Genomic DNA, 25,560 nt, shown 5'->3' with positions numbered 1-25,560 from the left:
AGAACCGACCGCATGTACAAACTTGAAGTCCAAGACCTGCATAAACGCTATGGCAGTCACGAAGTGCTCAAGGGCGTTTCCCTGAAAGCGGCCGCCGGCGATGTGATCAGCATCATCGGCTCCAGTGGCTCCGGCAAAAGTACTTTCCTGCGCTGCATCAACCTGCTCGAGCAGCCGCACGCGGGCAAGATCCTGCTCAACAATGAAGAGCTGAAACTGGTAGCGAACAAGGACGGCGCGCTGAAAGCCGCTGATCCGAAACAGCTGCAACGCATGCGTTCGCGCCTGTCTATGGTGTTCCAGCACTTCAACCTGTGGTCGCACATGACCGCGCTGGAAAACATCATGGAAGCGCCGGTTCACGTGCTGGGCGTGTCCAAGGCCGAAGCCCGCGAGAAAGCCGAGCACTACCTGAACAAGGTTGGCGTGGCTCACCGTAAGGACGCGTTCCCGGGGCACATGTCCGGTGGCGAACAGCAGCGTGTGGCAATCGCCCGTGCGCTGGCGATGGAACCGGAAGTGATGTTGTTCGACGAACCGACTTCGGCCCTCGACCCGGAACTGGTCGGCGACGTATTGAAAGTCATGCAGGCCCTCGCTCAGGAAGGCCGGACCATGGTGGTGGTGACCCACGAAATGGGCTTCGCCCGTGAAGTGTCGAACCAGTTGGTGTTCCTGCACAAAGGCGTCGTCGAAGAAAGCGGCAACCCGCGTGAAGTGCTGGTCAATCCGCAGTCGGAACGTTTGCAACAATTCCTCTCGGGCAGCCTCAAGTAATCGCTCCCGTTATGCACCAAATTAGGTCATGCTGCGCAGCGCGCCAGATGGTCTAATTTGGTTGCAGCCGATTTCGGTTTTTCCCTCTGTTTACGTTTCGGATCGCCCGCCATGACTGCCCATCGAATTGGTTTCCTGATTTGGCCCAGCACTAAAGCTCTGACTTTGGCGCTGGCGGAGGAGGCCTTGCGTGTTGCCCAGCGTGTGCATCCGGACGTGGTTTACGAGTTGTCGTTCCTGCAGGCCGAAGCACCGACCGAAGGTGAATGGCAACTGCCCGGCGAACCCTGGGCCGGCAAACTCGAAAACTTCCAGAAACTGTTCCTGCTCGCTGACGAGCCACCGACCACGTTGGCGCCGGCACTCAGCAGCGCGCTCAAGCAAGTGGTGCGCGCCGGTTGTGTGATCGGCGGTCTGTCGGCCGGTGTGTATCCGCTGGCGCAACTCGGTCTGCTCGACGGTTACCGCGCGGCGGTGCACTGGCGCTGGCAGGACGACTTCGCCGAGCGCTTCCCGAAGGTCATTGCCACCAGTCATCTGTTCGACTGGGATCGCGATCGCCTGACCGCGTGCGGCGGCATGTCGGTGCTCGATTTGCTGCTCGCTGTTTTGGCCCGTGATCACGGTGCGGAACTGGCCGGTGCGGTCTCGGAAGAACTGGTGGTCGAGCGCATCCGCGAAGGCGGCGAGCGTCAGCGGATTCCATTGCAGAACCGTCTCGGCTCCAGCCATCCGAAGCTCACCCAGGCGGTGCTGCTGATGGAAGCCAACATCGAAGAGCCGCTGACCACCGACGAAATCGCCCAGCATGTATGCGTGTCCCGTCGCCAGCTGGAGCGGATCTTCAAGCAATACCTCAACCGCGTGCCGAGCCAGTACTACCTGGAACTGCGCCTGAACAAGGCCCGGCAGATGTTGATGCAGACCAGCAAGTCGATCATCCAGATCGGCCTGTCGTGCGGTTTCTCTTCGGGGCCGCACTTCTCCAGCGCCTACCGCAACTTCTTCGGCGCCACGCCGCGGGAAGACCGCAACCAGCGGCGCAGCAGCAGTCCGTTCGAACTGTCGTCGGTGCCACCAGAGCGCGGTTGATCCCTCGCCAACCACGCCATGGCATTGGCTGCCATGGCGCTGCACCCGTCAGTCTTCAATTTCCAGATCAGGCCTCATTTCCGGCGGGCGCGGCATGCCGTCGATGCCGTTGACGTTCAGGTTGTTGCCCGTTTCCTGATAGTAGGCCCGGACGCGTGCCAGGCTTTGCGGCGACAGCGGGTTGTTGCGCAAGTCGTAGCGGTCGCCGACTGACGCGGGCACATCCATGATTTCTTCCGGCACGTCCGTGATCGCATTGCCGGACAGGTCGATCTCGTTCCAGTGCAGATTTTCCAGCGTTCCTTTGGGGATTTCGGTGATGCCGGTGTCGCTCAGGTCGAGGTCGGTCAGGCTGTGCAGATTGCTGATGTCGGGCGTCAGGCCCAGCGGGTTGTCGCGCAGGTTGAGCACCTCGAGTTTGTCCATGCCCGCCAGTGCTGCTACCGATTCTGGCGTCAGGCTGATTTCGCAGTCCGGCAGGCTCAGCGCCGTCAGTTGACTCATGGTGAAAATGTCCTTGGGAATATCGCCCAGATTGCATTCGCGAATGGCCAGGCTGTCCAGCCCGGGAAAGGCTTCAAGGAAGCGTCCAAGCCGTGACGAGTGGCCGTCACCCACCAGGAACAGGTCCGGCACGTAGGGGAATCGGGCGCCGAGTGTCGGCAGTTCGCCGAGGAAGCTCACAGTGTGGCTGAACCCGTAGCTGTCGAGACTTGAATCCTCCATCGGGATTTTGTGCCAGCAAGTCAGCAGCGCTTCGGCGAATTGTGAACGCAGCTGTTCCTGACGCAGGCGCGCGGTTTCGGGCAGTGGTTGGCCGTCGAGTGGATTCACGGGGATGTCGCCGCTCCACTGCGCGAGGCTGCGGGTGAGATCGCTCAGCGCCATTTCCCGACGAGCCACTTCATTGCGACCGTCGGCCAATGTCCCGCTCAGGCGATAGATAAAAGTGCTGGCCTGCTCATTGTCCATCGCGGGATATAGCGTCTGTACCCTTGCCCGATCTGCCTCATCGGCAAGCACGCCGAGATCACCGCCGGTGCGCCGGAAGTAGTCCTTGACCCGCTCGCGTATCGCGGGGCTCAGGGGGTTGTTGCCGAAGTCGTAGCCATTGCCGATATCCGCCGGCAAGTTGAAGATTTCCTCGGGAATTTCGCTTATGCGATTGTTGTTGAGGATGACGATTTCCAGTTCCGGATGGTTGATGACCCCGTCGGGAACTTCGCTGATGGCAGTGCCGGCCAGGTCGAGAAAATCCAGTGCCGGCAGGGTGCGGATGTCTGGCGCCAGTCCCAGCGGATTGTTGTATAGGTCGAGTTTCTTCAGGCGTGTGAGGGTAGCGAGAATGGCGCGCCCTTGTGCATCCAGCACCACCGCGCAATTGCTCAGCACCAGATTTTCCAGGGTGGGCATGCGTTTGAGCGAGGCCGGCATTTGCTGCAAACCGAGATCGCGCAGCTCCAGGGTTTTCAGCCCTGTAAACGCGCCGATGAAATCATCGCCGGCGCGCAGTTGGGCGTTACCCGTAATGGACAAGGTGGTGACGTGGCTGAAGTCAGCGTCCAGTGCTGGCAGCTTACCCATGAAAGGAAGGTTGAGCACCAGCCTGTCTGACCGCAATTCGGGCTGGGCGGTCGAGCGTGCACGCCAGAATGCTTGCAGATCCCGGCGGCATTGATCACGGCCGGAGCGTTCGACGACGTTGTCTTCTTCAGTGAGCAGGGTGCCGGTTGACGGATGTCGCTCGGGAATCTCCCCGACCCAGCGGCTGAGCGTGGTCTCCAGCTGTTGCCATTCCGATTCCCAGTGGCCGATTTGAAGCCGACCGCGATCGAGTGTTCCCGGCAACAGATACAACAGGCGGCTCGCCTGCTCGGCATCCAGTACTGGAAACAGCGCGAGCACGCGCTTGATATCGGCTTGTGGCATCGATATACCGAAGTTCTGTCGGGTGCGCTGGTAACTGGACTTGATTCGTTCGCGAGTGGCGAGTGACAGCGGGTTTTCCCCGAGAATGAATTGATTGGGCGAGAGCACGGGCAGGTCGAACAAGCTGTCTGGCAGTTCGCTGATCCGGTTGTGATCGAAGTTGGCCATGATCAGAGTCGGATGTTCGACCAGGCCTTCGGGCAGGTGAGTGATACCGGTGTCGATCAAGCGCACGTGAGTCAGTGCCGGCAATGCCTGCAAATCCGGTGCGGCGCCCAACGGGTTGTGGCTCAGGTTGAGCATCTGCAACCGGGTCATGGAGGACAGGCGGGACGGAGTTGGCGGTGTCAGGGTCAACTCGCAGTACTCAAGCACCAGACGCTCCAGCAACGGCATGCGTTCGCAAGCCTCGGGCAGTTGCTCCAGTTTGAACTCGTGAAGTTCCAGATGGCGAAGACCGGTGAAGGACAATAGGAAAGCGTCGACGCCGCTCAGGGTCGAGTTGCCATCGAGAGTCAGTTCGGCGATGTGGCTGAAGTCTGCCGACAGCGCGGGTAGCTCGCCAATGAAGGGCAGCTCCGCGATCAGGACGTTGCCTCGTTCTGTGGGCTTTTCGGCAAACCGGAAGCGCCAGAGTTCTTCGATCCGCTGAGCGAACAATCGCCTGTTCGTTTGCGTCACGAAGATTTGTCGTGGATTGAGCAATTGCCCCGTGGTCGGATGAACGTTGGGCCCGGCAACAGCCCATTGCGCGAGGTCGGCATTCAGCTGACGGATTTCGGCCTGCCAGTGCCGCAGTTGGCTGCGGCCGAGTTCGAGCGAGCCCGGCAAACTGTAGAACACGTCGCTGGCGTCCTGTGTGTCGAGGTCGGGAAACAGCTGCTGGGTGGTTTCGATATCCGCCGCGTCGGCGAGTACGGCGAAGTCCTGGCCGGTTTCGCGGCAGTACTGCTTGATCCGCTCGCGAGTGCCGGCGCTCAGCGGATTGTTTGAAAGGTCGTAGCTGTCACCGGCCTGGGCCGATAGCTCAAACAGGGCTTCGGGCAATTCGGTGATCTGGTTCTCGCTGAGGATGGCGGTCTTGATTTTCGGGTGATCGAGGAGGCCGGGCGGGACTTCCAGCAAGCCCGTGCGTGACAGATCAAGGTAGGTCAGGGTGATCAGGGTTTGCAGGTCGGGCACCAGATTCAGCGGATTGCCCGGCAGTTCCAGTGATTCGAGTCTGGGCATCGCGGCCAGTGCTGTCAGTGATTCGGCAGTGAAGCTCACGCCGCAATTATCCAGCACCAATACCTCCAGCATCGGCAGGCAATTGAGCGTCCGGGTCAGTTGATCCAGTTCGCCGTTACGCAGAATCAAGCGTTTCAGCCGAGAGAAACTGCGCAGAAACGGCGCGTCACCACGCAGGCCTTTGTTGCCGTTGAGGGTCAGTGCGGTGATGTGGCTGAAGTCGGCGCTCAGCTCCGGCAGGTCACCGATGAACGTGGCATCGGCCGTGAACACATCGGCCCTGGCGTGAGGATGGATCTTCGAGCGGTGACGCCACAGGCGCAGCAACTTGCCGGCGAAAGTCTCGCGTGCGTCCTGTTCGGTGAAGCGCTCGTTGGCCTCAAGCATTGCGCCACTTACCGGGTGGCGGTCGGGGGTATCCCGTGCCCAAACGTTCAGGTCCGCGTTCAATGTGGCCAGCTCGGTTTCCCACGCGTTCAGTTGCAAGCGACCCTGGATCAGTGAACCGGGCAAGCGATAAATCAGGCTGCTGGCCTGGCCTTCGTCGATATCCGGAAAAAGCGCCCTGGTGCGGACGATATCGGCTTGTTCGGCGCGCACGCCGAAGTTGACGCCGGTGCTGGTGAAATAGGTCTTCACTTGCTCGCGTGTGACAGCGGAGAGTGGATTGCCGGAGAAGTCGTATCCAGCGCCGGCGGCGGGCGAGAACTCGAACAGCGCTGGCGGCAGCGTGCTGATCCGGTTGTCGGTCAGCCAGGCGCTTCTGATCTGCGGATGGTCGATCAAACCGGGTGGGGTTTCGGAAATCCCGGTGCGGGACAGGTTGAGGTAGGCCAGCGATGGCATGAAGGTCACGTCAAAGCTCGTCCCCAGCGGATTGTCCTTGAGATCCAGCTCAACCAGCTCGTCGAGTGACGTCAGCAGCGCCTGGTTTTCCGGGGTCAGAACGATTCCACATTGACGCAGGCGCAATTGGCGCAGGGTCGGCATGGTCGAGAGGCCTTGCGGCAGGTTGTGCAGGTCGAAGTGCTGTAGATCCAGACGGGTCAGTCGAGGGAAGCGACCAATAAAGTTCTCGATGTCCGCCGATGTTCCACTGCCGCAGAGCTCCAGGCTGACGACGTGACTGAAGTCTGCCGTCAGCGCCGGCAGATCGCCCAGCAACGGTTCGATAAAACGCATGCGGTAGCCAAAGCGCTGCGGGGTTTCCCGGCGCCAGCAACTGAGCAGGGTTCGGGAGAAAAGCTGTCGATCGCGTGCGGCCGCTGCTCGCCGGGCTAGAGATAATTCCTGGCCGGTTACAGGATCGACCAGCACGTCTCTCAGTCGCCACTGATCAAGGTCGATCTCCAGACGTGCGTACTCGAGGCGCAGGCGCGACAACTCGGCAATCGGGTTCTCCAGATGGCTTTGCAGATGCTGCACCATCGCCCGCTGCCCGTCCTCGGTGATGCCGGGAAAAACATCGCGCACCCGCGCTTCCAGAGTGGGCGGAGAATCGTCGGGTGACACATTGCGTGAGTAACCTTCAGCGCCTAGCAGACGCAAGGTGTCGACCTCACTGGCGGGAGCGCTTTCGACTGCCAGAGTGAGGCGCAGATTGGCGCGGGGCAGGGGATTGTCGCGAATCAGTTGCCGGAGTTTTGGTCCTTCGCCGATCTGCAGGTTCAGGGCCTGGCGCTGGGCATCAGGCAAGGCTTGCAGCACGCTGGTGTAGAAATCTGTCGGGCCGTGCAATTCCAGTCCGGTCTGATCAAACGGCTGCCATGTGCCATCGGCCCGGCGTACCAGAATTTTCTCGATGGCCGCACCCACGGGGCCGGTGGTGTCGACTCTGTTCCCTGTAAACGACTGGTCGCGTACTTCCAGACTCACAGCATCTGACCAACCCGACAGTAGCGGCAGGCTGTGCAGTGCCAGGGTTTCGGAATCCGGGTTGCGCACCGAATCGATTTCCAGTCCTTCATAGGCGCGGGTGATGCGCAGTTCGTGCAGGGCGGTTTCGCAAAGCTGCTGCTGACGCTCTGGAATTTTCCCTTCGCCCAGTTGCAGCAGCTCGGTGCCAGTGGCGGTGTGAACGAGTTCTTCGATGATTCGTGCAGGCAGCTCTGGTGCGTATCTGGCTACCTGTTGTTCGAGCGGGAGATTGCGCGGCTGGCGTGACGCATAACGTTGTTCGAACAGGGCCGGTCGCTGTTGTTCGGCAATCTGCGCGAGCCGGATCCGGAGTTGGCGAGTGCGCACATCGAGGGCGATTTTTTGCCCGAAGTCTTCATTGAGCAGGGTGTTGATTTCGCCCTCGTCGAGGGTCAGCAACAGGGTCTTGAGCAAGTCGCCGTCTACCAGTCGATCAGCGTGAATCTCGGTCAGTGTGGGCTGCGCATCGCCGGAGGACTGCCAGACCGTTTTGCCCCCGGCATCGATCAGGCGCAGACGCCGGGAGTCCGGCCACAAGTCCTGTTCGTGAAGTAACTGAAGCTGGATCAGCGGATCGGCCTTTCGATAAGTCGCTGGATCGTCGCTGCTCATCTGCTCGATGAGCGTCTGCAAATCCTGGTCGATCCTGAAACGCTCGAGGGTGTCGGCCAGCAGCGGCGGTATGCGCTCCTGATTCACGTGCATTTTGCGCAAACCGTCTTCGGTGTAACCGCTGACTTTCAGAATGCGTTCGCGCTGCGTCGGGGTAAACGACTCCACGCTGTGGCCGATTCGATGCAACGTAGTGGTGCTGTTCCACTGCAGCGGGTTTTCCAGCTCGGTGTGAAACGCCCCTTCGCCGTTATGCCGCACCACGGGTTCATAGGCGTCGGTGCGTGCAGGGTGTTCGATGCGCCACTTACCGGGTATTTCGTGATCGCTGACGACGTAATGTGCCTGATCCAGCGGTAGCAGTTTTTTACCCTCGTGCCGGTGCAGGCCCTGCGTGTCGGGCGTGGAATCTGCCGCTGGCACGGTGTTGCGGGCGTAGTTTTGCAGATCCGGCTTCCAGTACAGGGTTTTGCCGTTGCGCAGTTTCACCGGCCGGAAGCGGTCCATGAACGCCACGACTTCGGCCGGCAACACCTTGGGTAGCTCGGCCATGGCAATGCCGGTGCCACCGCCGAAAGCGCCGAGCTGGATCAGTGATTCGAGCGCAGCAAAGAAATGTTCGCCGGCTTCGGTTGTCTGGCCTTCAGCCCATTCGATGACCGATTCGAAAACCTCGTCGAGCAGTTGGTAAGTGATGTACGCCATCATCATTTCACCCAGAAACGGGATGAACGGCAGGACGACGAACGCGGCGCTTTCCAGGACCGACGCCGCGACACTGACAAACGAATCCCAGCGTTTCCAGCGTGCGTTGCGATCGACCATGGCGGTGGGAACTGCGATCACTGCGGCATCGTTGAGAATCTTGTTCAACTTGCCTTGGTAAAGGTGTTCCAAAAATTGGCCGACGAAGGGCGTGACTGCCAATTGCAGATCAGGCTTTTCGATGGGGGTGTCGCGCCAGGGCGGCAATTGGCTGTCGGCCTGTGGTGGGTGCCATTTGGTTTCGCTCAGTCGTTGCCTGAGCTGGCCGAAAAATTGTCCACGCTGCTCGTGAGCGACGAAGCGGCTGAAGAATCGTTGGTACTCCGTATCGCGTAATTGCCGGGTCAGTTCCTTGGCAAGGTCTGCGGTGGAGCGGTATTCCTTTACCGGATGTTCAGGGTCATCCGGAAAGTAAGCCACCACCGTGACTGCGGTTTTTGCGCGTTCGAGGTCTGGTGCAAATATCACGACTCCGGTCAGGGCGACCGACATCATCGTCAAGTCGTGGCAGCGCATTGGCTGACCGTTCATCAATACGGTAGACGCACCATCCAGCAATCGTTCAATCGAATGCCGATTCGCATGTCCAATATCGCCCTGCATGCGCGCCATCTTCAGCGCCGCGCGCAATGCGGTTTTTTGCGCTGTATTGACTCTGTGCCGCAGGACCGCAGCCGCTACCGGGCTGGAGATGGCGAGATTTTCCTCGAGATAAATCTTGTAGCGAGCGCCGATATCCAGCTCTCGGCAAAGATGGGAGAAAGCCGGGATACCGGGTTTTGCGTTTAGCGGTGCCAGCGTTTCGAATTGCCCTGTCGCCGACGGGCGGGTGATGAACGAGGAGCCGCTGGTGTAGGCATCTGCTTCTGTTTCGCCAGCCTCGAAGTTGTGCAGGGCTGCATCCAGCAGTGACACCGTCCACGTACGGGTGCCGGTGGTGATGCCTGCTGCCTTCACCGGGATGTACAACTGCAGAAAGGTGTCGTTGACGTTCAGATCCAGGTCGAAACGCGATTTCAGCGCCTCGGTCAGAATCGGCTCGGCGAAGCTGCTGGCGTTCTGTACCCGTTCGAGCATCTGATCGACGGCATTCTGCGCGGTCATGTGCCGCGTTATGGCGCTTCTAAGCGCTTGATGTTGATCTGCGGGTGCTGACCTGATCGGATCGGGGAGGGCGCGATGGTTGTTCTTCAAAGCCGTGCGTCGGGCGGGTGACGCCTTGCCCAGCCATTCGGGGATCGCGTTCACCAGCGGTTCGTAGTGGGAAGCGGGGTTTTGCGCGGTCGCACCGGGCGTGGGCGAACTGGCGGGCGATTGCCCGGTGGTGGAAGGCATCGTTAGCGTCCTTGAGCGTCGAAAAAGAGCTCAAGCAGAGCAAAATGCATCCCGTGTCAGGTGGTACATATGTACGACAGGCCGACCCTTCGCAATTGATAGGCTCGCAGGACTGCTGAAATGGCTGGCGGCAGTTTAAACTGCGCCTTTGCGACGCTATATGTCGCATTGCCGTAAACCCGGGAAAATCCGGGGTTTGCGCTATAAGAAGTTGTCGCTTGGCGACAAGGCCGGGCTGAAAACTGTCCTTACAATCCCCCCATCGCTCGCCAGTTTCAGGCGGGTGGCCCTCATCAGGAGACTCCGATGTCCGTTGAGCACGCTGCGGTACAACGCGCCGATTTCGACCAGGTTATGGTTCCCAACTACGCGCCTGCCGCTTTCATTCCTGTGCGTGGCGCCGGTTCCCGCGTCTGGGACCAGTCCGGCCGCGAGCTGATCGACTTCGCCGGCGGCATCGCCGTCAACGTATTGGGCCATGCGCACCCGGCGCTGGTCGGTGCCTTGACCGAGCAAGCGAACAAGCTGTGGCACGTGTCCAACGTGTTCACCAACGAGCCGGCCCTGCGCCTGGCGCACAAGCTGATCGACGCCACCTTTGCCGAGCGCGTGTTCTTCTGCAACTCCGGCGCCGAAGCCAACGAGGCCGCCTTCAAGCTGGCCCGTCGTGTCGCGTTCGACCGTTTCGGCACCGAGAAGTACGAAATCATCGCCGCGCTCAACAGCTTCCACGGCCGCACCCTGTTCACCGTGAACGTTGGTGGCCAGTCGAAGTACTCCGACGGTTTCGGCCCGAAAATCACCGGCATCACCCACGTGCCGTACAACGACCTGGCGGCGCTGAAAGCCGCTGTTTCGGACAAGACCTGCGCGGTTGTTCTGGAACCGATCCAGGGCGAAGGCGGCGTGCTGCCGGCCGAGCTGGCTTACCTGCAAGGCGCCCGTGAACTGTGCGACGCGAACAACGCGCTGCTGGTGTTCGACGAAGTGCAGACCGGCATGGGCCGCACCGGCAACCTGTTCGCCTACCAGCATTTCGGTGTGGTTCCGGACATCCTGACCAGCGCCAAGAGCCTGGGCGGCGGTTTCCCGATCGCGGCAATGCTGACCACCGAAGCGCTGGCCAAACATCTGGTCGTCGGCACTCACGGCACAACTTACGGCGGCAACCCGCTGGCGTGCGCCGTGGCTGAAGCGGTGATCGACGTGATCAACACCCCTGAGGTGCTGAACGGCGTCAACGCCAAGCACGACAAGTTCAAGACCCGCCTGCAACAGATCGGCGAGAAGTACGGCCTGTTCACCCAGGTGCGTGGTCTCGGTCTGCTGATCGGTTGCGTGCTGAGCGATGCCTGGAAAGGCAAGGCCAAGGACATCTTCAACGCCGCTGAGCAAGAAGGCCTGATGATTCTGCAAGCTGGCCCGGACGTGATCCGTTTCGCCCCGAGCCTGGTGGTTGAAGACGCGGACATCGACGCCGGTCTGGATCGCTTCGAACGTGCTGCCGCGAAACTGACTCAAGCCTGATTCATGCAAGACCGCCCGGCGTCTGTCGTCATCGACAGGCGCCGGGACCATTTTCCTGTGCCGGGCCTGCCCGGCATTTTTTTCCCGAGTCGGCGCTTTCGTCGACCTGAAGTAGAGAAAGGAGTGACACCATGCTGGTGATGCGCCCCGCGCAAATGGCTGATCTGGGCGAGGTACAGCGTCTGGCTGCGGACAGCCCGATTGGTGTCACTTCCTTGCCGGATGACGTTGAACGCCTGAGCGACAAGATCGCTGCGAGCGAAGCCTCGTTTGCCGCCGAAGTGAGCTTCAACGGCGAGGAGAGTTACTTCTTCGTCCTCGAAGACACCGCCACCGGCAAACTGGTGGGCTGCTCGGCAATCGTTGCTTCGGCCGGTTATTCCGAACCGTTCTACAGCTTTCGCAACGAGACCTTCGTGCACGCTTCCCGCGAGCTGAAGATCCACAACAAGATCCACGTGCTCTCGCAGTGCCATGACCTGACCGGCAACAGCTTGCTGACCAGCTTCTACGTGCAGCGTGAACTGGTGGGGTCGCCGTGGTCCGAGCTCAACTCCCGTGGCCGTCTGCTGTTCGTCGCCAGCCACCCGGAGCGGTTCGCCGATTCGGTGGTGACCGAGATCGTCGGTTACAGCGACGAGAACGGCGATTCGCCATTCTGGGACGCCATCGGTCGCAACTTCTTCGACCTGAACTACGCCGAGGCCGAGCGCCTGTGTGGCCTGAAAAGCCGCACGTTCCTCGCCGAGCTGATGCCGCATTACCCGATCTACGTGCCGCTGCTGCCGGACTCCGCTCAAGAGGCGATGGGCCAGGTGCACCCGCGTGCGCAGATCACCTTCGACATCCTGATGCGCGAAGGCTTCGAGACCGATCACTACATCGACATCTTCGACGGTGGCCCGACCCTGCATGCGCGTGTTTCGGGGATCCGTTCGATCGCCCAGAGCCGCGTGGTGCCGGTGAAGATCGGCGAGCCGGTCAAAGGTGCCGGTCGCCAGTATCTGGTGGCCAATGCCCAGTTGCAGGATTACCGCGCGGTATTGCTTGAACTGGATTACGCGCCGGGCAAACCGGTGACCCTGGATCTGGAAGCGGCCGAAGCCCTGGGCGTCGGTGAAGGTGCCAGCGTGCGCCTGGTGGCGGTTTAACGCCTTAGCGAGTTTCACGGGTGGCCACGGCGGCCCGTTTGAGGAGATAGCATGATTGTTCGTCCCGTACGCAGCAGCGATTTGTCCGCTCTGATCGACCTGGCCCGCAGCACCGGCACCGGCCTGACCACCTTGCCGGCCAACGAAGAGCGCCTGACCCACCGGGTCGGCTGGGCCGAGAAGACCTTTCGCGGTGAAGCCGGCCGTGGCGACGCGGACTACCTGTTCGTGCTCGAAGACGATGACGGTCGCGTGGTGGGGATTTCCGCCATCGCCGGCGCCGTCGGTCTGCGCGAGCCTTGGTACAACTTCCGCGTCGGCCTGACCGTCAGCGCCTCGCAGGAACTGAACATCTATCGCGAGATCCCGACGCTGTTCCTGGCCAACGACCTGACCGGCAATTCCGAGCTGTGCTCGCTGTTCCTGCACGCCGATTACCGCACCGGCCTTAATGGCCGCATGTTGTCCAAGGCGCGGATGCTGTTCATCGCCGAATTCCCGCAACTGTTCGGCAACAAGATCATCGCCGAGATGCGCGGCGTATCGGATGACGCTGGCCGTTCGCCGTTCTGGGAAAGCCTGGGCCGTCACTTCTTCAAGATGGAATTCAGCCAGGCCGATTACCTGACCGGTGTCGGCAACAAGGCGTTCATCGCCGAACTGATGCCGAAATTCCCGCTGTACACCTGCTTCCTGTCGCCGGACGCGCGCAACGTTATCGGTCAGGTGCACCCGGACACCGAGCCGGCGCTGGCGATGCTCAAGAGCGAAGGCTTCAGCTATCAGGGTTACGTCGACATCTTCGACGCAGGTCCAGCCATCGAGTGCGAGACCAGCAAGATCCGCGCGGTGCGTGACAGCGAAGCGCTGGTGCTGGCCATCGGCACGCCGGGCGACGACGCCACGCCGTTCATCATCCATAACCGCAAACGCGAAGACTGCCGCATCACGGCTGCGCCGGCCCGTCTGGCCGCCGGCACTCTGGTGGTCGATCCGCTGACCGCCAAACGTCTTCAACTCAACGCTGGCGATCAGGTTCGCGCCGTGGCGTTGTCTGCTGCCCGGGAGTCGAAATAATGAATTCGCTATACATCGCAGGTGAGTGGCTGGCCGGTCAGGGCGAGGCCTTTCAATCGCTGAACCCGGTGACCCAGCAAGTGCTGTGGTCGGGGGAGGGCGCTACTGCCGCTCAGGTCGAGTCGGCCGTGCAGGCTGCGCGTCAGGCGTTCCCGGGCTGGGCCCGTCGTACCCTGGAAGATCGTATCAGCGTGCTCGAGGCTTTTGCCGCTGCGCTGAAAAACCATGCCGACGAACTGGCCCGCACCATCGGTGAGGAAACCGGCAAACCGCTGTGGGAAGCCGCGACCGAAGTCACCAGCATGGTCAACAAGGTCGCGATCTCGGTGCAGAGCTACCGCGAACGTACCGGCGAGAAGAGCGGCCCGTTGGGCGACGCCACCGCCGTGTTGCGCCACAAACCCCACGGCGTGGTCGCGGTGTTCGGCCCTTACAACTTCCCCGGTCATTTGCCGAACGGCCACATCGTGCCGGCGCTGCTGGCCGGTAACAGCGTGCTGTTCAAACCAAGCGAGCTGACCCCGAAAGTCGCCGAGCTGACGGTCAAGTGCTGGATCGAAGCCGGTCTGCCGGCCGGTGTCCTGAACTTGCTGCAAGGCGCCCGCGAAACCGGTATCGCTCTGGCAGCGAATCCAGGCATCGACGGTCTGTTCTTTACCGGTTCGAGCCGTACCGGCAATCACCTGCACCAGCAGTTCGCCGGTCGTCCGGACAAGATCCTCGCGCTGGAAATGGGTGGCAACAATCCGTTGGTGGTCGATCAGGTCGCTGATCTTGATGCGGCGGTGTACACGATCATTCAGTCGGCGTTCATTTCTGCCGGTCAGCGTTGCACTTGCGCCCGTCGTCTGCTGGTGCCGGAAGGCGCGTGGGGCGACAGCCTGCTCAAGCGCCTGGTGGAAGTCAGCTCGACCATCGAAGTCGGCGCGTTCGATCAGCAGCCGGCGCCGTTCATGGGCTCGGTGGTTTCCCTTGGCGCGGCCAAAGCGTTGATGGATGCCCAGGCGCATCTGCTGGCTAACGGTGCAGTGTCGCTGCTGGCGATGACTCAGCCGCAGGCGCAGTCGGCGCTGCTGACCCCGGGCATCGTTGATGTGACGGCGGTTGCCGATCGCTCCGACGAAGAACTGTTCGGCCCGTTGCTGCAGGTGATTCGCTACGCCGATTTCGCGGCGGCGATTGCCGAAGCCAATGACACCGCGTTTGGTCTGGCCGCTGGCCTGCTGTCGGATTCCGAAGAGCGCTACCAGCAGTTCTGGCTGGAAAGCCGTGCCGGGATCGTCAACTGGAACAAGCAGCTGACCGGTGCTGCGAGCAGCGCACCGTTCGGCGGTGTCGGCGCTTCGGGCAACCACCGCGCCAGTGCCTACTACGCGGCGGATTACTGCGCGTACCCGGTGGCCTCGCTGGAAACCCCGAGCCTGGTGTTGCCGGCGGCCCTGACGCCTGGTGTGAAGATGGCGTGATGTCTATCGCTGGCAAGCCAGCTCCCACAAGGACGATGAGATCCCTGTGGGAGCGAGCTTGCTCGCGAAGGCCGCGACTCGGTCTTATTGAATTGTTACCCGATGCCTATAACAACAGATTCTCGTGGAGCCTCGCTGATGAAATCCTATGAAGTCAATTTTGACGGTCTAGTGGGGCCGACCCATAACTACGGTGGTCTGTCCTACGGCAACGTTGCGTCCCAGAGCAACAGCCAGCAATCTTCGAACCCGAAGGAAGCGGCGCTGCAAGGCCTGGCGAAAATGAAAGCGCTGATGGAAATGGGCTTTCAGCAGGGCGTTCTCGCACCGCAGGAACGTCCGGACGTGGCTGCTCTGCGCCGTCTGGGTTTCAGCGGCACCGACGCTCAGGTGATCGAGCGCGCCGCCAAAGAAGCGATGCCGTTGCTGGTTGCCAGTTGCTCGGCGTCGAGCATGTGGGTGGCCAACGCCGCCACGGTCAGCCCGAGTGCCGACACCGCTGACGGTCGCGTGCACTTCACCGCCGCCAACCTGAACTGCAAATACCACCGTAGCATCGAGCACCCGACCACCAGTCGCGTGCTGGGCGCGATGTTCGCCAACCAGCAACACTTCGCGCACCACGCCGCATTGCCGGCAGTGGCGCAGTTCGGCGACGAAGGCGCGGCCAACCACACGCGTTTCTGCCGTGAGTACGGCGAGGCCGGCGTTGAGTTCTTCGTGTTCGGTCGCAGTGCGTTCGACACCCGCTACCCGGCGCCGCAGAAATACCCGGCGCGCCAGACCCTCGAAGCGTCGCAAGCAGTCGCTCGTTTGCACGGCCTGCGTGACGAAGGCGTGGTCTACGCGCAACAGAACCCGGCGGTGATCGATCAGGGCGTGTTCCACAACGACGTGATCGCGGTGGGCAACGGCGAGGTGCTGTTCTATCACGAGGACGCGTTCCTCGACACCGATCAGATGCTGGCTGAACTGCAAGCCAAACTGGCCAAGGTCGGCGGCAACTTCCAGTCGGTCTGCGTACCGCGTTCGGCGGTCACCGTGGATGACGCGGTGCGTTCCTACCTGTTCAACAGCCAGCTGCTGTCGCGTCCTGACGGTTCGATGCTGCTGATCGTGCCGGAGGAGTGCCGTGGCAACGAGCGCGTGTGGAATTACCTGCAAGGCCTGACCAGCTCCGGCGGCCTGATCCGCGAAGTAAAAGTCTTCGATCTCAAGCAAAGCATGCAGAACGGCGGTGGCCCGGCGTGCCTGCGTCTGCGTGTCGCGCTCAACGAAACCGAGCTGGCGGCCGTCAACCCAGGGGTTATCATGACCGCCCCGTTGTACGGTTCGTTGACCGCATGGGTTGAAAAGCACTACCGCGACCGCCTGACCGAAAGTGATCTGGCGGATCCGCAATTGCTGCTTGAATGCCGGACGGCACTGGATGAACTGACGCAAATCCTTAAACTGGGCGCGGTTTATCCATTCCAGATCAATTGATGGCCGGCGCGCCGCCTGAACGCGGCGCGCGGCTTGTCTCCCCAACAGAGCGTAAAAAAGACATGAGCGATTCCCTGCGGCTGATCCTTGAAGACACCGACGGCAAGCAACTGGAAACTTCCTGCACCCGCGTCGCGGTCATGTGGCAAGGCAAAGAGCTGTGGATCCAGCAGGACGGCCGCGGCCAACTGTTGATCGGCGTGGACGTCGAAGAGGGCGACGAAGAGTACGCCAACCTGCTGTTGCGCCCATTGGCGACTAATCTGGTAAGTCTGCAACTGGAGATGGAACCGGCTGATCTCGGCGACGATAACGGCCACGTGCACGGCCCGGATTGCAATCACGACCACTAAGGAAACCGCTCTATGCTCGCCCTCGGCAAACTGCTTGAACTGACCCTCGCCGGCCGCGAACCGGCGGAGAAGACTCAACTGACTGTCGAAGGCGTGCGCATGCGCTGGCTGAGCGAGGGTGCGCTGGAAGTCCGGCCACCCGAAGCGCGCGACAATGGCCTGGATCTGCTGCTGTCGGCAGGCATCCATGGCAACGAAACGGCACCGATCGAATTGCTCGACCGGTTGCTGCATGACATCGCTCGCGGCGATCTGAAGCCGCGCGCACGCATTCTGTTCCTGTTCGGCAACCCGGAAGCGATTCGCAAGGGCGAGCGTTTCGTCGAGCAAGACGTCAATCGGCTGTTCAACGGCCGTCACGAACAAAGCAGCGGTTCCGAAGCCCTGCGCGCCTGCGAGCTGGAACGTCTGGCCGCGAGCTTCTTCAGCCTTCCTGACCGTCAGCGCCTGCACTACGACCTGCACACCGCGATTCGCGGTTCGAAGATCGAGCAGTTCGCCCTGTATCCGTGGAAGGAAGGTCGCCAGCATTCCCGTCTTGAACTGGCCCGCCTGCGCGCCGCCGGCATGGAAGCGGTGCTGTTGCAGAACAAGCCGTCGATCGTGTTCAGCTCTTACACCTACGACAAGCTGGGGGCCGAGTCCTTCACGCTGGAACTGGGCAAGGCGCGGCCATTCGGGCAGAACGCCGGGGTCAATGTGTCGCTGCTGGAAACCCGTCTGAAGCAGATCATCGAAGGCACCGAGCCGGAGATGGCCGAGCAGGGCCTGGACGGTCTGCAACTGTTCAGCGTGGCCCGGGAAATCATCAAGCACAGCGATGCGTTTCGCCTGAACCTGCCGGCGGACATCGAAAACTTTTCGGAACTGGATGTGGGTTATGTGCTGGCCGAAGATCTGGCCAATACCCGCTGGATCATCGAAGAGCAGGGCGCGCGGATTATCTTCCCCAACCCCAAGGTCAAGAACGGCCTGCGGGCGGGCATTCTGATCGTGCCGACCACTGACGAAAATCTCGCCTGATGATCATTCCCACGCTCCGCGTGGGAATGCAGCCCGGGACGCTCCGCGTCCCAAAGCGGACGCAGAGCGTCCATTGAGGCGTTCCCACGCAGACGGTTCGACGCCTCGACGTGGGAACGATCATTGTGGGGTCAGACCGCTACAGCACGCGGCTCGGTGCGGCGCAACGCACGCACTTTCTGCAGCGTATCGGCGCAGGTCTTCGCCGCTTCCTGACCCTTGTGTACGAAATGCTCGAAGAAGAACTTCAGGTGTTCTTCGCCGGCATGGAAGTGGTGCGGGGTCAGCGATACCGAGAACACCGGCACTTCGGTTTCCAGCTGAACCTGCATCAGGCCGCTGACGACCGACTGGGCGACGAACTCGTGACGGTAGATTCCGCCGTCCACCACCAGGGCGGCGGCAACGATACCGGCATAACGACCGGTCTTGGCCAGCAGCTTGGCGTGCAGAGGCATTTCAAAGGCGCCGCCGACTTCGAAGAAATCGATGTCCGATTCCTGATAACCCTGAGCGATCATTTCGGCGAGGAAACCTTTACGGCTCTGGTCGACGATTTCCTTGTGCCAGCAGGCCTGGATGAACGCGACGCGCTCGCCGTGGGTGTGTTTGCTTTTGCTGTCGATAGCGGTGGGTTGCATGTTCTGACTCCTGTTTGTGTGAAAAACAGGGCGTTATGAATCGAAAGGGATTCAAGGGTACGCACGCTCGCGCGAACACGGCAGACGGCCCTTTGGCGTCAATCCCGTTCTCTCTTCATCCGGACTATGACCGTCGGCCCCGGAATCACACCGGGTCTGCTGACCTTGCCGCCGCTCACGGTTTTTGCCGTGTCCGTCACCAAGCGCTCGCGGGCTATGCGCATTGCGCGCAATTACCGCCGGTGGGGAATTGCACCCCGCCCTGAGAACGTTTCGCCGCCCTTTATCGGGCGGCGCAGCGTTTTTAACACAGATTGCCGGACTGTGCATTGCGCCTTTGTGATGATTGTCATCGGATTTTTCGAAGCGCAGGAAACGACTTTTCCTTGCGCAAGGGTTGATTAATCCGCGCCATGCCCGCAGTAATTCTTCTTCGTAAAGGGATTTCCCCTACTGACTTGAGGCCAGGTTCATGAGCGTTATCGATCTTCGCAGCGACACCGTCACTCAACCGACTCCCGCCATGCTCGACGCGATGACCCGCGCCGATACCGGCGATGACGTGTATGGCGAAGATCCGACGGTCAATCGTCTGGAAGCCGAACTGGCGAAACGGCTGGGTTTCGCCGCCGCGCTGTTCGTTCCGACCGGCACCATGAGCAACCTGCTGGGCCTGATGGCGCACTGCGAGCGTGGTGACGAGTACATCGTCGGTCAACAGGCGCACACCTATAAGTACGAGGGCGGTGGTGCCGCGGTACTCGGTTCGATCCAGCCACAGCCGCTGGAAGTGCAGGCCGATGGCTCGCTGGACCTGGATCAGGTGGCAGCGGCGATCAAGCCTGATGACTTCCACTTCGCCCGCACCCGCCTGCTGGCGCTGGAAAACACCATGCAGGGCAAAGTGCTGCCGCTGGACTATCTGGCCCGGGCCCGCCAGTTCACTCAGGACAATGGTCTTCAGCTGCATCTGGACGGCGCGCGGCTGTACAACGCGGCGGTCAAGCTCGGGGTCGATGCCCGGGAAATCACCCAATACTTCGATTCGGTCTCGGTGTGCCTGTCCAAAGGCCTCGGCGCGCCGGTCGGTTCGGTGCTGTGCGGTTCGTCGGCGTTGATTGCAAAGGCCCGGCGCCTGCGCAAAATGGTCGGTGGCGGTATGCGTCAGGCCGGATTGCTGGCAGCGGCGGGGCTGTATGCGCTGGATCACAACGTCGAGCGTCTGGCGGATGACCATGCCAACGCCCAGTTTTTGGCCGAAGGCCTGCGCGAGGCCGGTTTCAGCGTCGAACCGGTGCAGACCAACATGGTTTACGTGCAGATGGGCGACCGTGCCGAGGCGATCAAGGCATTCGCTGCCGAGCGCGGGATCAAATTGAGCGCCGCCTCGCGGTTGCGGATGGTCACGCACATGGACGTCAATCGCTCGCAAATCGAGCAAGTGATCGCGACATTCGTCGAGTTTTCGCGCAAGTGACAGCGTTAGCCACCCAATTGACCGTTTCTATCGTATAAACACGCTGTACCCCGCGCGCAGGGCCGATATAATGCGGCCCTTTGCCGTCGTTTCGTCTGTTGACGTTTCGTACAGGCCTTTGGCCGCAGCCTCCGTGGAAGAACCTAATGAAAAGCGCAGAAATCCGTGAAGCCTTCCTTCGCTTCTTCGAAGAGCAAGGCCACACCCGTGTAGCCTCCAGCTCTTTGATTCCGGGCAACGACCCAACCCTGCTGTTCACCAACGCGGGGATGAACCAGTTCAAGGACTGCTTCCTGGGCCAGGAAAAGCGCGCGTACACCCGTGCGACCAGCAGCCAGAAATGCGTGCGTGCCGGTGGCAAGAACAGCGACCTGGAAAACGTCGGTTATACCGCCCGTCACCACACCTTCTTCGAAATGCTGGGCAACTTCAGCTTCGGTGACTATTTCAAGCACGACGCGATTACCTTCGCCTGGACCTTCCTGACCGGCGTTCTGAAACTGCCGAAGGAAAAACTCTGGGTCACCGTCTACGCCTCCGACGACGAAGCGTATGACATCTGGACCAAAGAAATCGGTGTGCCGGTCGAGCGCATGATTCGTATCGGCGACAACAAAGGCGCGCCTTACGCCTCCGACAACTTCTGGACCATGGGCGATACCGGCCCGTGCGGCCCATGCACCGAAATCTTCTACGATCACGGCGACCACATCTGGGGCGGCCCTCCGGGTTCGCCGGAAGAAGACGGCGACCGTTACATCGAGATCTGGAACAACGTGTTCATGCAGTTCAACCGCACCGCCGACGGTGTATTGCATCCGTTGCCAGCGCCGTCGGTCGACACCGGCATGGGCCTGGAGCGGATCAGTGCGGTGATGCAGCACGTCAACTCCAACTATGACATCGACCTGTTCAAGAACCTGCTGAAAGCTTCGGCTGAGGCAATCGGTTGCGAAAATGGCGACCAGTCTTCGCTCAAGGTTGTTTCCGACCACATCCGTTCGTGCGGTTTCCTGATCGCCGACGGCGTGCTGCCGTCCAACGAAGGCCGTGGCTACGTGCTGCGCCGGATCATCCGTCGTGCCTGCCGTCACGGTAACAAGCTGGGCGCCACCGGCAGCTTCTTCTACAAGATCGTTGCGGCACTGGTCGCCGAGATGGGCGAAGCGTTCCCGGAACTGAAGAAGCAGCAATCCAACATCGAGCGCGTGCTCAAGGCCGAAGAAGAGCAGTTCTCCAAGACTCTGGATCACGGCTTGAAGATCCTCGAGCAGGACTTGCTGGAGCTCAAAGGCACCGTGGTGCCGGGCGACGTGGTGTTCAAACTCTACGACACCTACGGTTTCCCGATGGACCTGACCGCGGACATCGCTCGCGAGCGCAGCCTGACCATCGACGAAGTCGGTTTCGAACGCGAGATGGAAGCCCAGCGTGTTCGTGCGCGTTCGGCCAGTTCGTTCGGTCTGGACTACAACACGCTGGTCAAGGTTGATGTGGCCACCGAGTTCACCGGTTACACCGACACCAGCGGTTCGGCGAAAATTGTCGCTATCTATAAAGATGGCCAGTCGGTCGACGTCTTGAATGAAGGCGAAGAGGCGGTGATCGTTCTGAATCAGACGCCGTTCTACGCTGAATCCGGCGGCCAGGTGGGCGATTGCGGTTATCTGCAGGCCGGCAACAGCCGTTTCGACGTGCGCGACACCACCAAGACCGGCGGCGCGTTCCTGCACCACGGCGTGCTGGCGTCCGGCAGCCTGACTATCGCTGCACCGGTTGAAACGCATGTGGATGCCGAAGTGCGTCATGCGACTTCGTTGAACCACTCGGCCACCCACCTGCTGCACGCTGCATTGCGTCAGGTGCTGGGTGAGCATGTTCAACAGAAAGGTTCGTTGGTTGATAGCCAGCGTCTGCGTTTCGACTTCAGCCACTTCGAAGCGATCAAGCCGGAGCAGATCAAGGCGCTGGAAGACATCGTCAACGCCGAGATTCGCAAGAACTCCGCCGTTGAAACCGAAGAAACCGACATCGAAACCGCCAAGCAGAAAGGCGCGATGGCGCTGTTCGGCGAGAAGTACGGCGACAACGTGCGCGTGCTGAGCATGGGCGGTGATTTCTCCGTCGAGTTGTGCGGCGGTATCCACGCCAACCGTACCGGCGACATCGGCCTGCTGAAAATCATCAGCGAAGGCGGTGTGGCATCGGGCGTGCGTCGTATCGAAGCGGTCACCGGCGCTGCGGCGCTGGCTTACTTGAACGCTGCTGAAGAACAACTCAAGGAAGCGGCCAGCCTGGTCAAGGGCAGCCGCGACAACCTGATCGACAAGCTGTCGGCTGTGCTGGAGCGCAACCGTGCGCTTGAAAAGCAGCTCGAGCAGTTGCAGGCCAAGGCTGCCGCCGCTGCCGGCGACGATCTGTCGGCTTCGGCCGTGGACGTCAAGGGCGTGAAAGTGCTGGCCGTGCGTCTGGATGGTCAGGACGGCAAGGCGCTGCTGGCGCTGGTCGATCAGCTGAAAAACAAACTCGGCCGCGCAGTGATCCTGCTCGGCAGTGTCCATGAGGAAAAGGTCGTATTGGTTGCAGGCGTAACCAAGGACCTGACTGGCCAACTCAAAGCCGGTGATTTGATGAAACAGGCTGCTGCGGCAGTGGGCGGGAAGGGCGGTGGTCGTCCGGACATGGCGCAGGGCGGCGGTGTCGACGCCGGCGCGCTGGATGGCGCACTGGCGCTGACCGTTCCATTCGTCGAGCAGGGTTTATAAGACGGCTCGTCGGGCCCGCAGTCTAGTGGCGGGCCCGACGGCTGTTCGAGTGATTATTGGGCGCCCTTCATGGGCAGAGGCGGCTTTGAAATGGCTTTGATCGTACAGAAATTTGGAGGCACCTCGGTCGGCACTGTCGAGAGAATCGAGCAGGTCGCCGACAAGGTTAAGAAATTCCGCGATGCCGGCGATGACCTGGTGGTTGTGCTGTCTGCAATGAGCGGCGAAACCAACCGTCTGATCGATCTGGCCAAGCAAATCAGTGGCGAAGATCAACCGGTTCCGCGTGAACTGGACGTGATCGTTTCCACCGGTGAGCAGGTGACGATCGCCCTGTTGGCCATGGCGCTGATCAAGCGCGGTGTGCCGGCGGTGTCGTACACCGGCAACCAGGTGCGGATCCTGACGGACAGCGCGCACAATAAAGCGCGTATCTTGCAAATTGATGACCAGAAGATTCGCGGTGACCTGAAAGCAGGTCGCGTGGTGGTGGTCGCCGGTTTCCAGGGCGTCGACGAGCACGGCAACATCACGACCCTGGGTCGTGGCGGTTCCGACACCACCGGTGTGGCGCTGGCCGCTGCGCTGAAGGCTGACGAATGCCAGATCTACACCGATGTCGATGGTGTCTACACCACTGACCCGCGTGTGGTATCGGTTGCTCAGCGTCTGGACAAGATCACCTTCGAAGAGATGCTGGAAATGGCCAGCCTCGGTTCCAAGGTGCTGCAGATCCGCGCCGTGGAGTTCGCCGGCAAGTACAACGTTCCGCTGCGCGTACTGCACAGCTTCAAGGAGGGTCCGGGCACCCTCATTACTATTGATGAAGAGGAAACCATGGAACAGCCGATCATTTCCGGCATCGCTTTCAACCGCGATGAAGCCAAGCTGACCATCCGTGGCGTGCCAGACACCCCGGGCGTGGCGTTCAAGATTCTCGGCCCGATCAGTGCCGCGAACATCGAAGTCGACATGATCGTGCAGAACGTCGCGCACGATAACACCACCGACTTCACCTTCACCGTGCACCGCAACGACTACCAGTCCGCGCAAACCGTGCTGGAAAACACCGCTCGCGAGATCGGTGCCCGTGAAGTGGTTGGCGACACCAAGATTGCCAAAGTCTCGATCGTCGGCGTCGGCATGCGCTCCCACGCAGGCGTGGCCAGCCGCATGTTCGAATCCCTGGCAAAAGAAAGCATCAACATCCAGATGATCTCGACCTCGGAAATCAAGGTTTCCGTGGTGATCGAAGAGAAGTACCTGGAACTGGCCGTGCGCGCCCTGCACACGGCTTTCGAACTGGACGCTCCGGCCCGTCAGGGCGAGTAATCCTGGTCAATAAAGGGCGCGGTCTGACCGCGCCCTTTATTTTTTGAATGGCGTGAGCCCTGAACTGTTCTTTTGCTCGCGCTGGTCAATACTCAGGCATGTAGGGCTACGATCGCTCCGGTTGTAGGTCGGGTGCCTTTTTTTTGCAGACTGCTGTCCCTGAAATGATTCGCGTGAGGAGAAAGGTATGCTGATTCTGACTCGTCGGTGCGCAGAAAGCCTGATTATCGGTGATGGCGAAATCACCGTGACCGTGCTCGGCGTTAAAGGAAATCAAGTGCGTATCGGCGTCAACGCCCCGAAAGAGGTGGCCGTGCACCGTGAAGAAATCTATCTGCGTATAAAGAAAGAGAAGGACGAAGAACCAAGCCATTAATTTTTATCGATTTTTATGTTTGCAAACGGGGAAGAAGGTGGTTAATATACGCCCCGTGTTGCGGAGAGCTGGCCGAGTGGCCGAAGGCGCTCCCCTGCTAAGGGAGTACACCTCAAAAGGGTGTCGGGGGTTCGAATCCCCCGTTCTCCGCCATTATTTGCTTAGTACGTTGTAATCTGGCTTTTTCTGTAAGTTGTTGAAATTTATAGAAAAAGTGGTTGGAATAGAGATTAGACGGGCTATAATGCGGCGCAACAAATGCACTCGTAGCTCAGCTGGATAGAGTACTCGGCTACGAACCGAGCGGTCACAGGTTCGAATCCTGTCGAGTGCACCATTTAAGAGTCAATTGCAGTGATGTAAATGACTCGGCTTCAACCAGTTGTGATCTGGTCTAAAAACACAAAATGCACTCGTAGCTCAGCTGGATAGAGTACTCGGCTACGAACCGAGCGGTCACAGGTTCGAATCCTGTCGAGTGCACCATTTAAGAGTCAGTTGCAGCAATGCAGATGACTTGGTTACAGCCAGTTGTGGTCTGGTCTAAAAACACAAATTGCACTCGTAGCTCAGCTGGATAGAGTACTCGGCTACGAACCGAGCGGTCACAGGTTCGAATCCTGTCGAGTGCACCATATACCGAAAAGCCCGCGTTTAACGCGGGCTTTTTGCTGTCCGGGATTTGGCTTTTCCCGTCACGCATCCTTTCTCATCAAAATCGATTTGAGCACTGCGGCCTCGCTTGAGGTCGTAACGATAACTCGTTGCCGAATTGCGGATGCTCACCTTGTCGGGTTTGCCCAAGGCGCTTTCAACATCCTGTTGGCTCATGCCGGCGATGATTCGTTGATTGATGATTGCCTCGCGTTTCTGTCGCGCGTCGATCAGATCTCCACATTTATCGTGAGCGCGCCCGACGACGGCCATTTCTCGTTTTTTGATATTCATACCGGATATTTCTTCGTGCCGGGCTTCGGGTATCAGTGTCACGGTCGAGCCAGGCGAGTAGGGGCGAACTTCCTGCAGTGAAAGGTGCTCATCGTTCGCGCAGCTCAATGTGGTGAACGTGACGCGACCATCAGAAGCTTCGCAGCGATGAAGTGTCGTTGCGCTCCCGATGGCGGGCAGGCAGAGCAGGGTGGTCAGCATGAATCGGGATGTTTTCGATGGCATTCGGCGTCCTCCATGACGATTGTCCTCAAGCGTAGCTGGCAGTTTTTTCACCGTCGG

16 protein-coding genes, 4 tRNA genes and 1 riboswitch are annotated in these 25,560 nt (G+C 60.4%); of the genes, 17 read left to right on the top strand and 3 right to left on the bottom strand.

Going from position 1 to position 25,560, the window contains the following annotated elements:
* Positions 1-12: 12 nt before the first annotated feature.
* Both AC0R79_RS23320 and argR read left to right on the top strand, forming a co-directional pair.
* Entirely contained in the window at positions 13-777 is a 765-nt protein-coding gene (locus tag AC0R79_RS23320) for an ABC transporter ATP-binding protein (RefSeq protein ID WP_003227281.1), read from the top strand.
* A 111-nt stretch (positions 778-888) separates the two neighbouring features.
* Positions 889-1,869: a transcriptional regulator ArgR gene (argR, locus tag AC0R79_RS23315; protein ID WP_258712200.1), complete on the top strand. Its 981-nt coding sequence runs from the start codon at positions 889-891 to the stop codon at positions 1,867-1,869.
* A gap of 48 nt (positions 1,870-1,917) precedes the next feature.
* Here the strand turns inward: argR and AC0R79_RS23310 are convergent, their stop codons facing one another.
* Positions 1,918-9,657 carry a dermonecrotic toxin domain-containing protein gene (locus tag AC0R79_RS23310; RefSeq protein WP_474731789.1) on the bottom strand — a complete coding sequence of 2,580 codons (7,740 nt, stop codon included), beginning with the start codon at positions 9,655-9,657 and terminating at the stop codon, positions 1,918-1,920.
* 306 nt (positions 9,658-9,963) lie between these two features.
* On the opposite strand from AC0R79_RS23310, the gene AC0R79_RS23305 reads away from it, so the two are divergent.
* From AC0R79_RS23305 to astE, 7 genes are all read left to right on the top strand, one after another.
* Positions 9,964-11,184, top strand: coding sequence for an aspartate aminotransferase family protein (locus tag AC0R79_RS23305; RefSeq protein WP_007951058.1), 1,221 nt, complete (start codon positions 9,964-9,966; stop codon positions 11,182-11,184).
* Between the two features lie 131 nt (positions 11,185-11,315).
* Positions 11,316-12,335, top strand: coding sequence for an arginine/ornithine succinyltransferase subunit alpha (gene aruF / locus AC0R79_RS23300; protein WP_007951057.1), 1,020 nt, complete (start codon positions 11,316-11,318; stop codon positions 12,333-12,335).
* Between the two features lie 51 nt (positions 12,336-12,386).
* Positions 12,387-13,412, top strand: coding sequence for an arginine N-succinyltransferase (astA, locus tag AC0R79_RS23295; RefSeq protein ID WP_007951056.1), 1,026 nt, complete (start codon positions 12,387-12,389; stop codon positions 13,410-13,412).
* A complete protein-coding gene (gene astD / locus AC0R79_RS23290) occupies positions 13,409-14,878 on the top strand; it encodes a succinylglutamate-semialdehyde dehydrogenase (RefSeq protein ID WP_474735175.1) in 1,470 nt (489 codons plus the stop codon). Before astA ends, astD begins: the two co-directional genes overlap by 4 nt.
* A gap of 138 nt (positions 14,879-15,016) precedes the next feature.
* The gene (gene astB, locus AC0R79_RS23285; protein ID WP_127799433.1) at positions 15,017-16,363 is read left to right on the top strand and encodes an N-succinylarginine dihydrolase; all 1,347 of its coding nucleotides are present in this window, start codon (positions 15,017-15,019) and stop codon (positions 16,361-16,363) included.
* A gap of 62 nt (positions 16,364-16,425) precedes the next feature.
* Complete coding sequence (locus tag AC0R79_RS23280; RefSeq protein ID WP_474731788.1) at positions 16,426-16,716, top strand: topoisomerase II; 291 nt, start codon at positions 16,426-16,428, stop codon at positions 16,714-16,716.
* Positions 16,717-16,728: 12 nt separating this feature from the next.
* Positions 16,729-17,739 carry a succinylglutamate desuccinylase gene (gene astE, locus AC0R79_RS23275; RefSeq protein WP_007951052.1) on the top strand — a complete coding sequence of 337 codons (1,011 nt, stop codon included), beginning with the start codon at positions 16,729-16,731 and terminating at the stop codon, positions 17,737-17,739.
* 131 nt (positions 17,740-17,870) lie between these two features.
* Here astE and AC0R79_RS23270 read toward each other — a convergent pair whose 3' ends face one another.
* The gene (locus AC0R79_RS23270; protein WP_007951051.1) at positions 17,871-18,380 is read right to left on the bottom strand and encodes a 6,7-dimethyl-8-ribityllumazine synthase; all 510 of its coding nucleotides are present in this window, start codon (positions 18,378-18,380) and stop codon (positions 17,871-17,873) included.
* Between the two features lie 102 nt (positions 18,381-18,482).
* A riboswitch (FMN riboswitch) is annotated at positions 18,483-18,654 on the bottom strand.
* A 198-nt stretch (positions 18,655-18,852) separates the two neighbouring features.
* Between AC0R79_RS23270 and ltaE the strand changes: the two genes are divergently transcribed.
* The 8 genes from ltaE (at position 18,853) to AC0R79_RS23230 (ending at position 24,965) form a co-directional block, all read left to right on the top strand.
* Positions 18,853-19,857, top strand: coding sequence for a low-specificity L-threonine aldolase (gene ltaE / locus AC0R79_RS23265; RefSeq protein WP_474731787.1), 1,005 nt, complete (start codon positions 18,853-18,855; stop codon positions 19,855-19,857).
* A 146-nt stretch (positions 19,858-20,003) separates the two neighbouring features.
* Positions 20,004-22,622: an alanine--tRNA ligase gene (gene alaS, locus AC0R79_RS23260; protein ID WP_474731786.1), complete on the top strand. Its 2,619-nt coding sequence runs from the start codon at positions 20,004-20,006 to the stop codon at positions 22,620-22,622.
* A gap of 90 nt (positions 22,623-22,712) precedes the next feature.
* A complete protein-coding gene (locus AC0R79_RS23255) occupies positions 22,713-23,954 on the top strand; it encodes an aspartate kinase (RefSeq protein ID WP_007951048.1) in 1,242 nt (413 codons plus the stop codon).
* 187 nt (positions 23,955-24,141) lie between these two features.
* Positions 24,142-24,330 (top strand): carbon storage regulator CsrA, encoded by a 189-nt coding sequence (csrA, locus tag AC0R79_RS23250; RefSeq protein WP_002554426.1) that lies wholly within the window; start codon positions 24,142-24,144, stop codon positions 24,328-24,330.
* 62 nt (positions 24,331-24,392) lie between these two features.
* Positions 24,393-24,483: transfer RNA gene (locus AC0R79_RS23245), tRNA-Ser, on the top strand.
* Positions 24,484-24,590: 107 nt separating this feature from the next.
* A tRNA-Arg gene (locus AC0R79_RS23240) sits at positions 24,591-24,667 on the top strand.
* A gap of 72 nt (positions 24,668-24,739) precedes the next feature.
* Positions 24,740-24,816, top strand: a tRNA-Arg gene (locus tag AC0R79_RS23235).
* A gap of 72 nt (positions 24,817-24,888) precedes the next feature.
* Positions 24,889-24,965 (top strand) — tRNA-Arg (locus AC0R79_RS23230).
* 19 nt (positions 24,966-24,984) lie between these two features.
* On the opposite strand, the gene AC0R79_RS23225 is transcribed toward AC0R79_RS23230, so the two are convergent.
* On the bottom strand, positions 24,985-25,503 hold the full coding sequence (locus tag AC0R79_RS23225; RefSeq protein WP_474731785.1) for a cell envelope protein SmpA: 519 nt from the start codon (positions 25,501-25,503) through the stop codon (positions 24,985-24,987).
* Positions 25,504-25,560 lie beyond the last annotated feature (57 nt).

Source organism: Pseudomonas sp. HD57-3, from assembly GCF_056113135.1.
Note: the sequence above shows the minus strand (reverse complement) of the source record. Positions and strands in the feature narration are given on the sequence as shown.

What these genes read in the sequence shown, in the direction of transcription:
- AC0R79_RS23320 (WP_003227281.1), top strand. Translation starts at nt 13, where the DNA reads ATGTACAAACTTGAAGTCCAAGACCTGCATAAACGCTATGGCAGTCAC.
- argR (WP_258712200.1), top strand. Translation starts at nt 889, where the DNA reads ATGACTGCCCATCGAATTGGTTTCCTGATTTGGCCCAGCACTAAAGCT.
- AC0R79_RS23310 (WP_474731789.1), bottom strand. Translation starts at nt 9,657, where the DNA reads ATGCCTTCCACCACCGGGCAATCGCCCGCCAGTTCGCCCACGCCCGGT.
- AC0R79_RS23305 (WP_007951058.1), top strand. Translation starts at nt 9,964, where the DNA reads ATGTCCGTTGAGCACGCTGCGGTACAACGCGCCGATTTCGACCAGGTT.
- aruF (WP_007951057.1), top strand. Translation starts at nt 11,316, where the DNA reads ATGCTGGTGATGCGCCCCGCGCAAATGGCTGATCTGGGCGAGGTACAG.
- astA (WP_007951056.1), top strand. Translation starts at nt 12,387, where the DNA reads ATGATTGTTCGTCCCGTACGCAGCAGCGATTTGTCCGCTCTGATCGAC.
- astB (WP_127799433.1), top strand. Translation starts at nt 15,017, where the DNA reads ATGAAATCCTATGAAGTCAATTTTGACGGTCTAGTGGGGCCGACCCAT.
- AC0R79_RS23280 (WP_474731788.1), top strand. Translation starts at nt 16,426, where the DNA reads ATGAGCGATTCCCTGCGGCTGATCCTTGAAGACACCGACGGCAAGCAA.
- astE (WP_007951052.1), top strand. Translation starts at nt 16,729, where the DNA reads ATGCTCGCCCTCGGCAAACTGCTTGAACTGACCCTCGCCGGCCGCGAA.
- AC0R79_RS23270 (WP_007951051.1), bottom strand. Translation starts at nt 18,380, where the DNA reads ATGCAACCCACCGCTATCGACAGCAAAAGCAAACACACCCACGGCGAG.
- ltaE (WP_474731787.1), top strand. Translation starts at nt 18,853, where the DNA reads ATGAGCGTTATCGATCTTCGCAGCGACACCGTCACTCAACCGACTCCC.
- alaS (WP_474731786.1), top strand. Translation starts at nt 20,004, where the DNA reads ATGAAAAGCGCAGAAATCCGTGAAGCCTTCCTTCGCTTCTTCGAAGAG.
- AC0R79_RS23255 (WP_007951048.1), top strand. Translation starts at nt 22,713, where the DNA reads ATGGCTTTGATCGTACAGAAATTTGGAGGCACCTCGGTCGGCACTGTC.
- csrA (WP_002554426.1), top strand. Translation starts at nt 24,142, where the DNA reads ATGCTGATTCTGACTCGTCGGTGCGCAGAAAGCCTGATTATCGGTGAT.
- AC0R79_RS23225 (WP_474731785.1), bottom strand. Translation starts at nt 25,503, where the DNA reads ATGCCATCGAAAACATCCCGATTCATGCTGACCACCCTGCTCTGCCTG.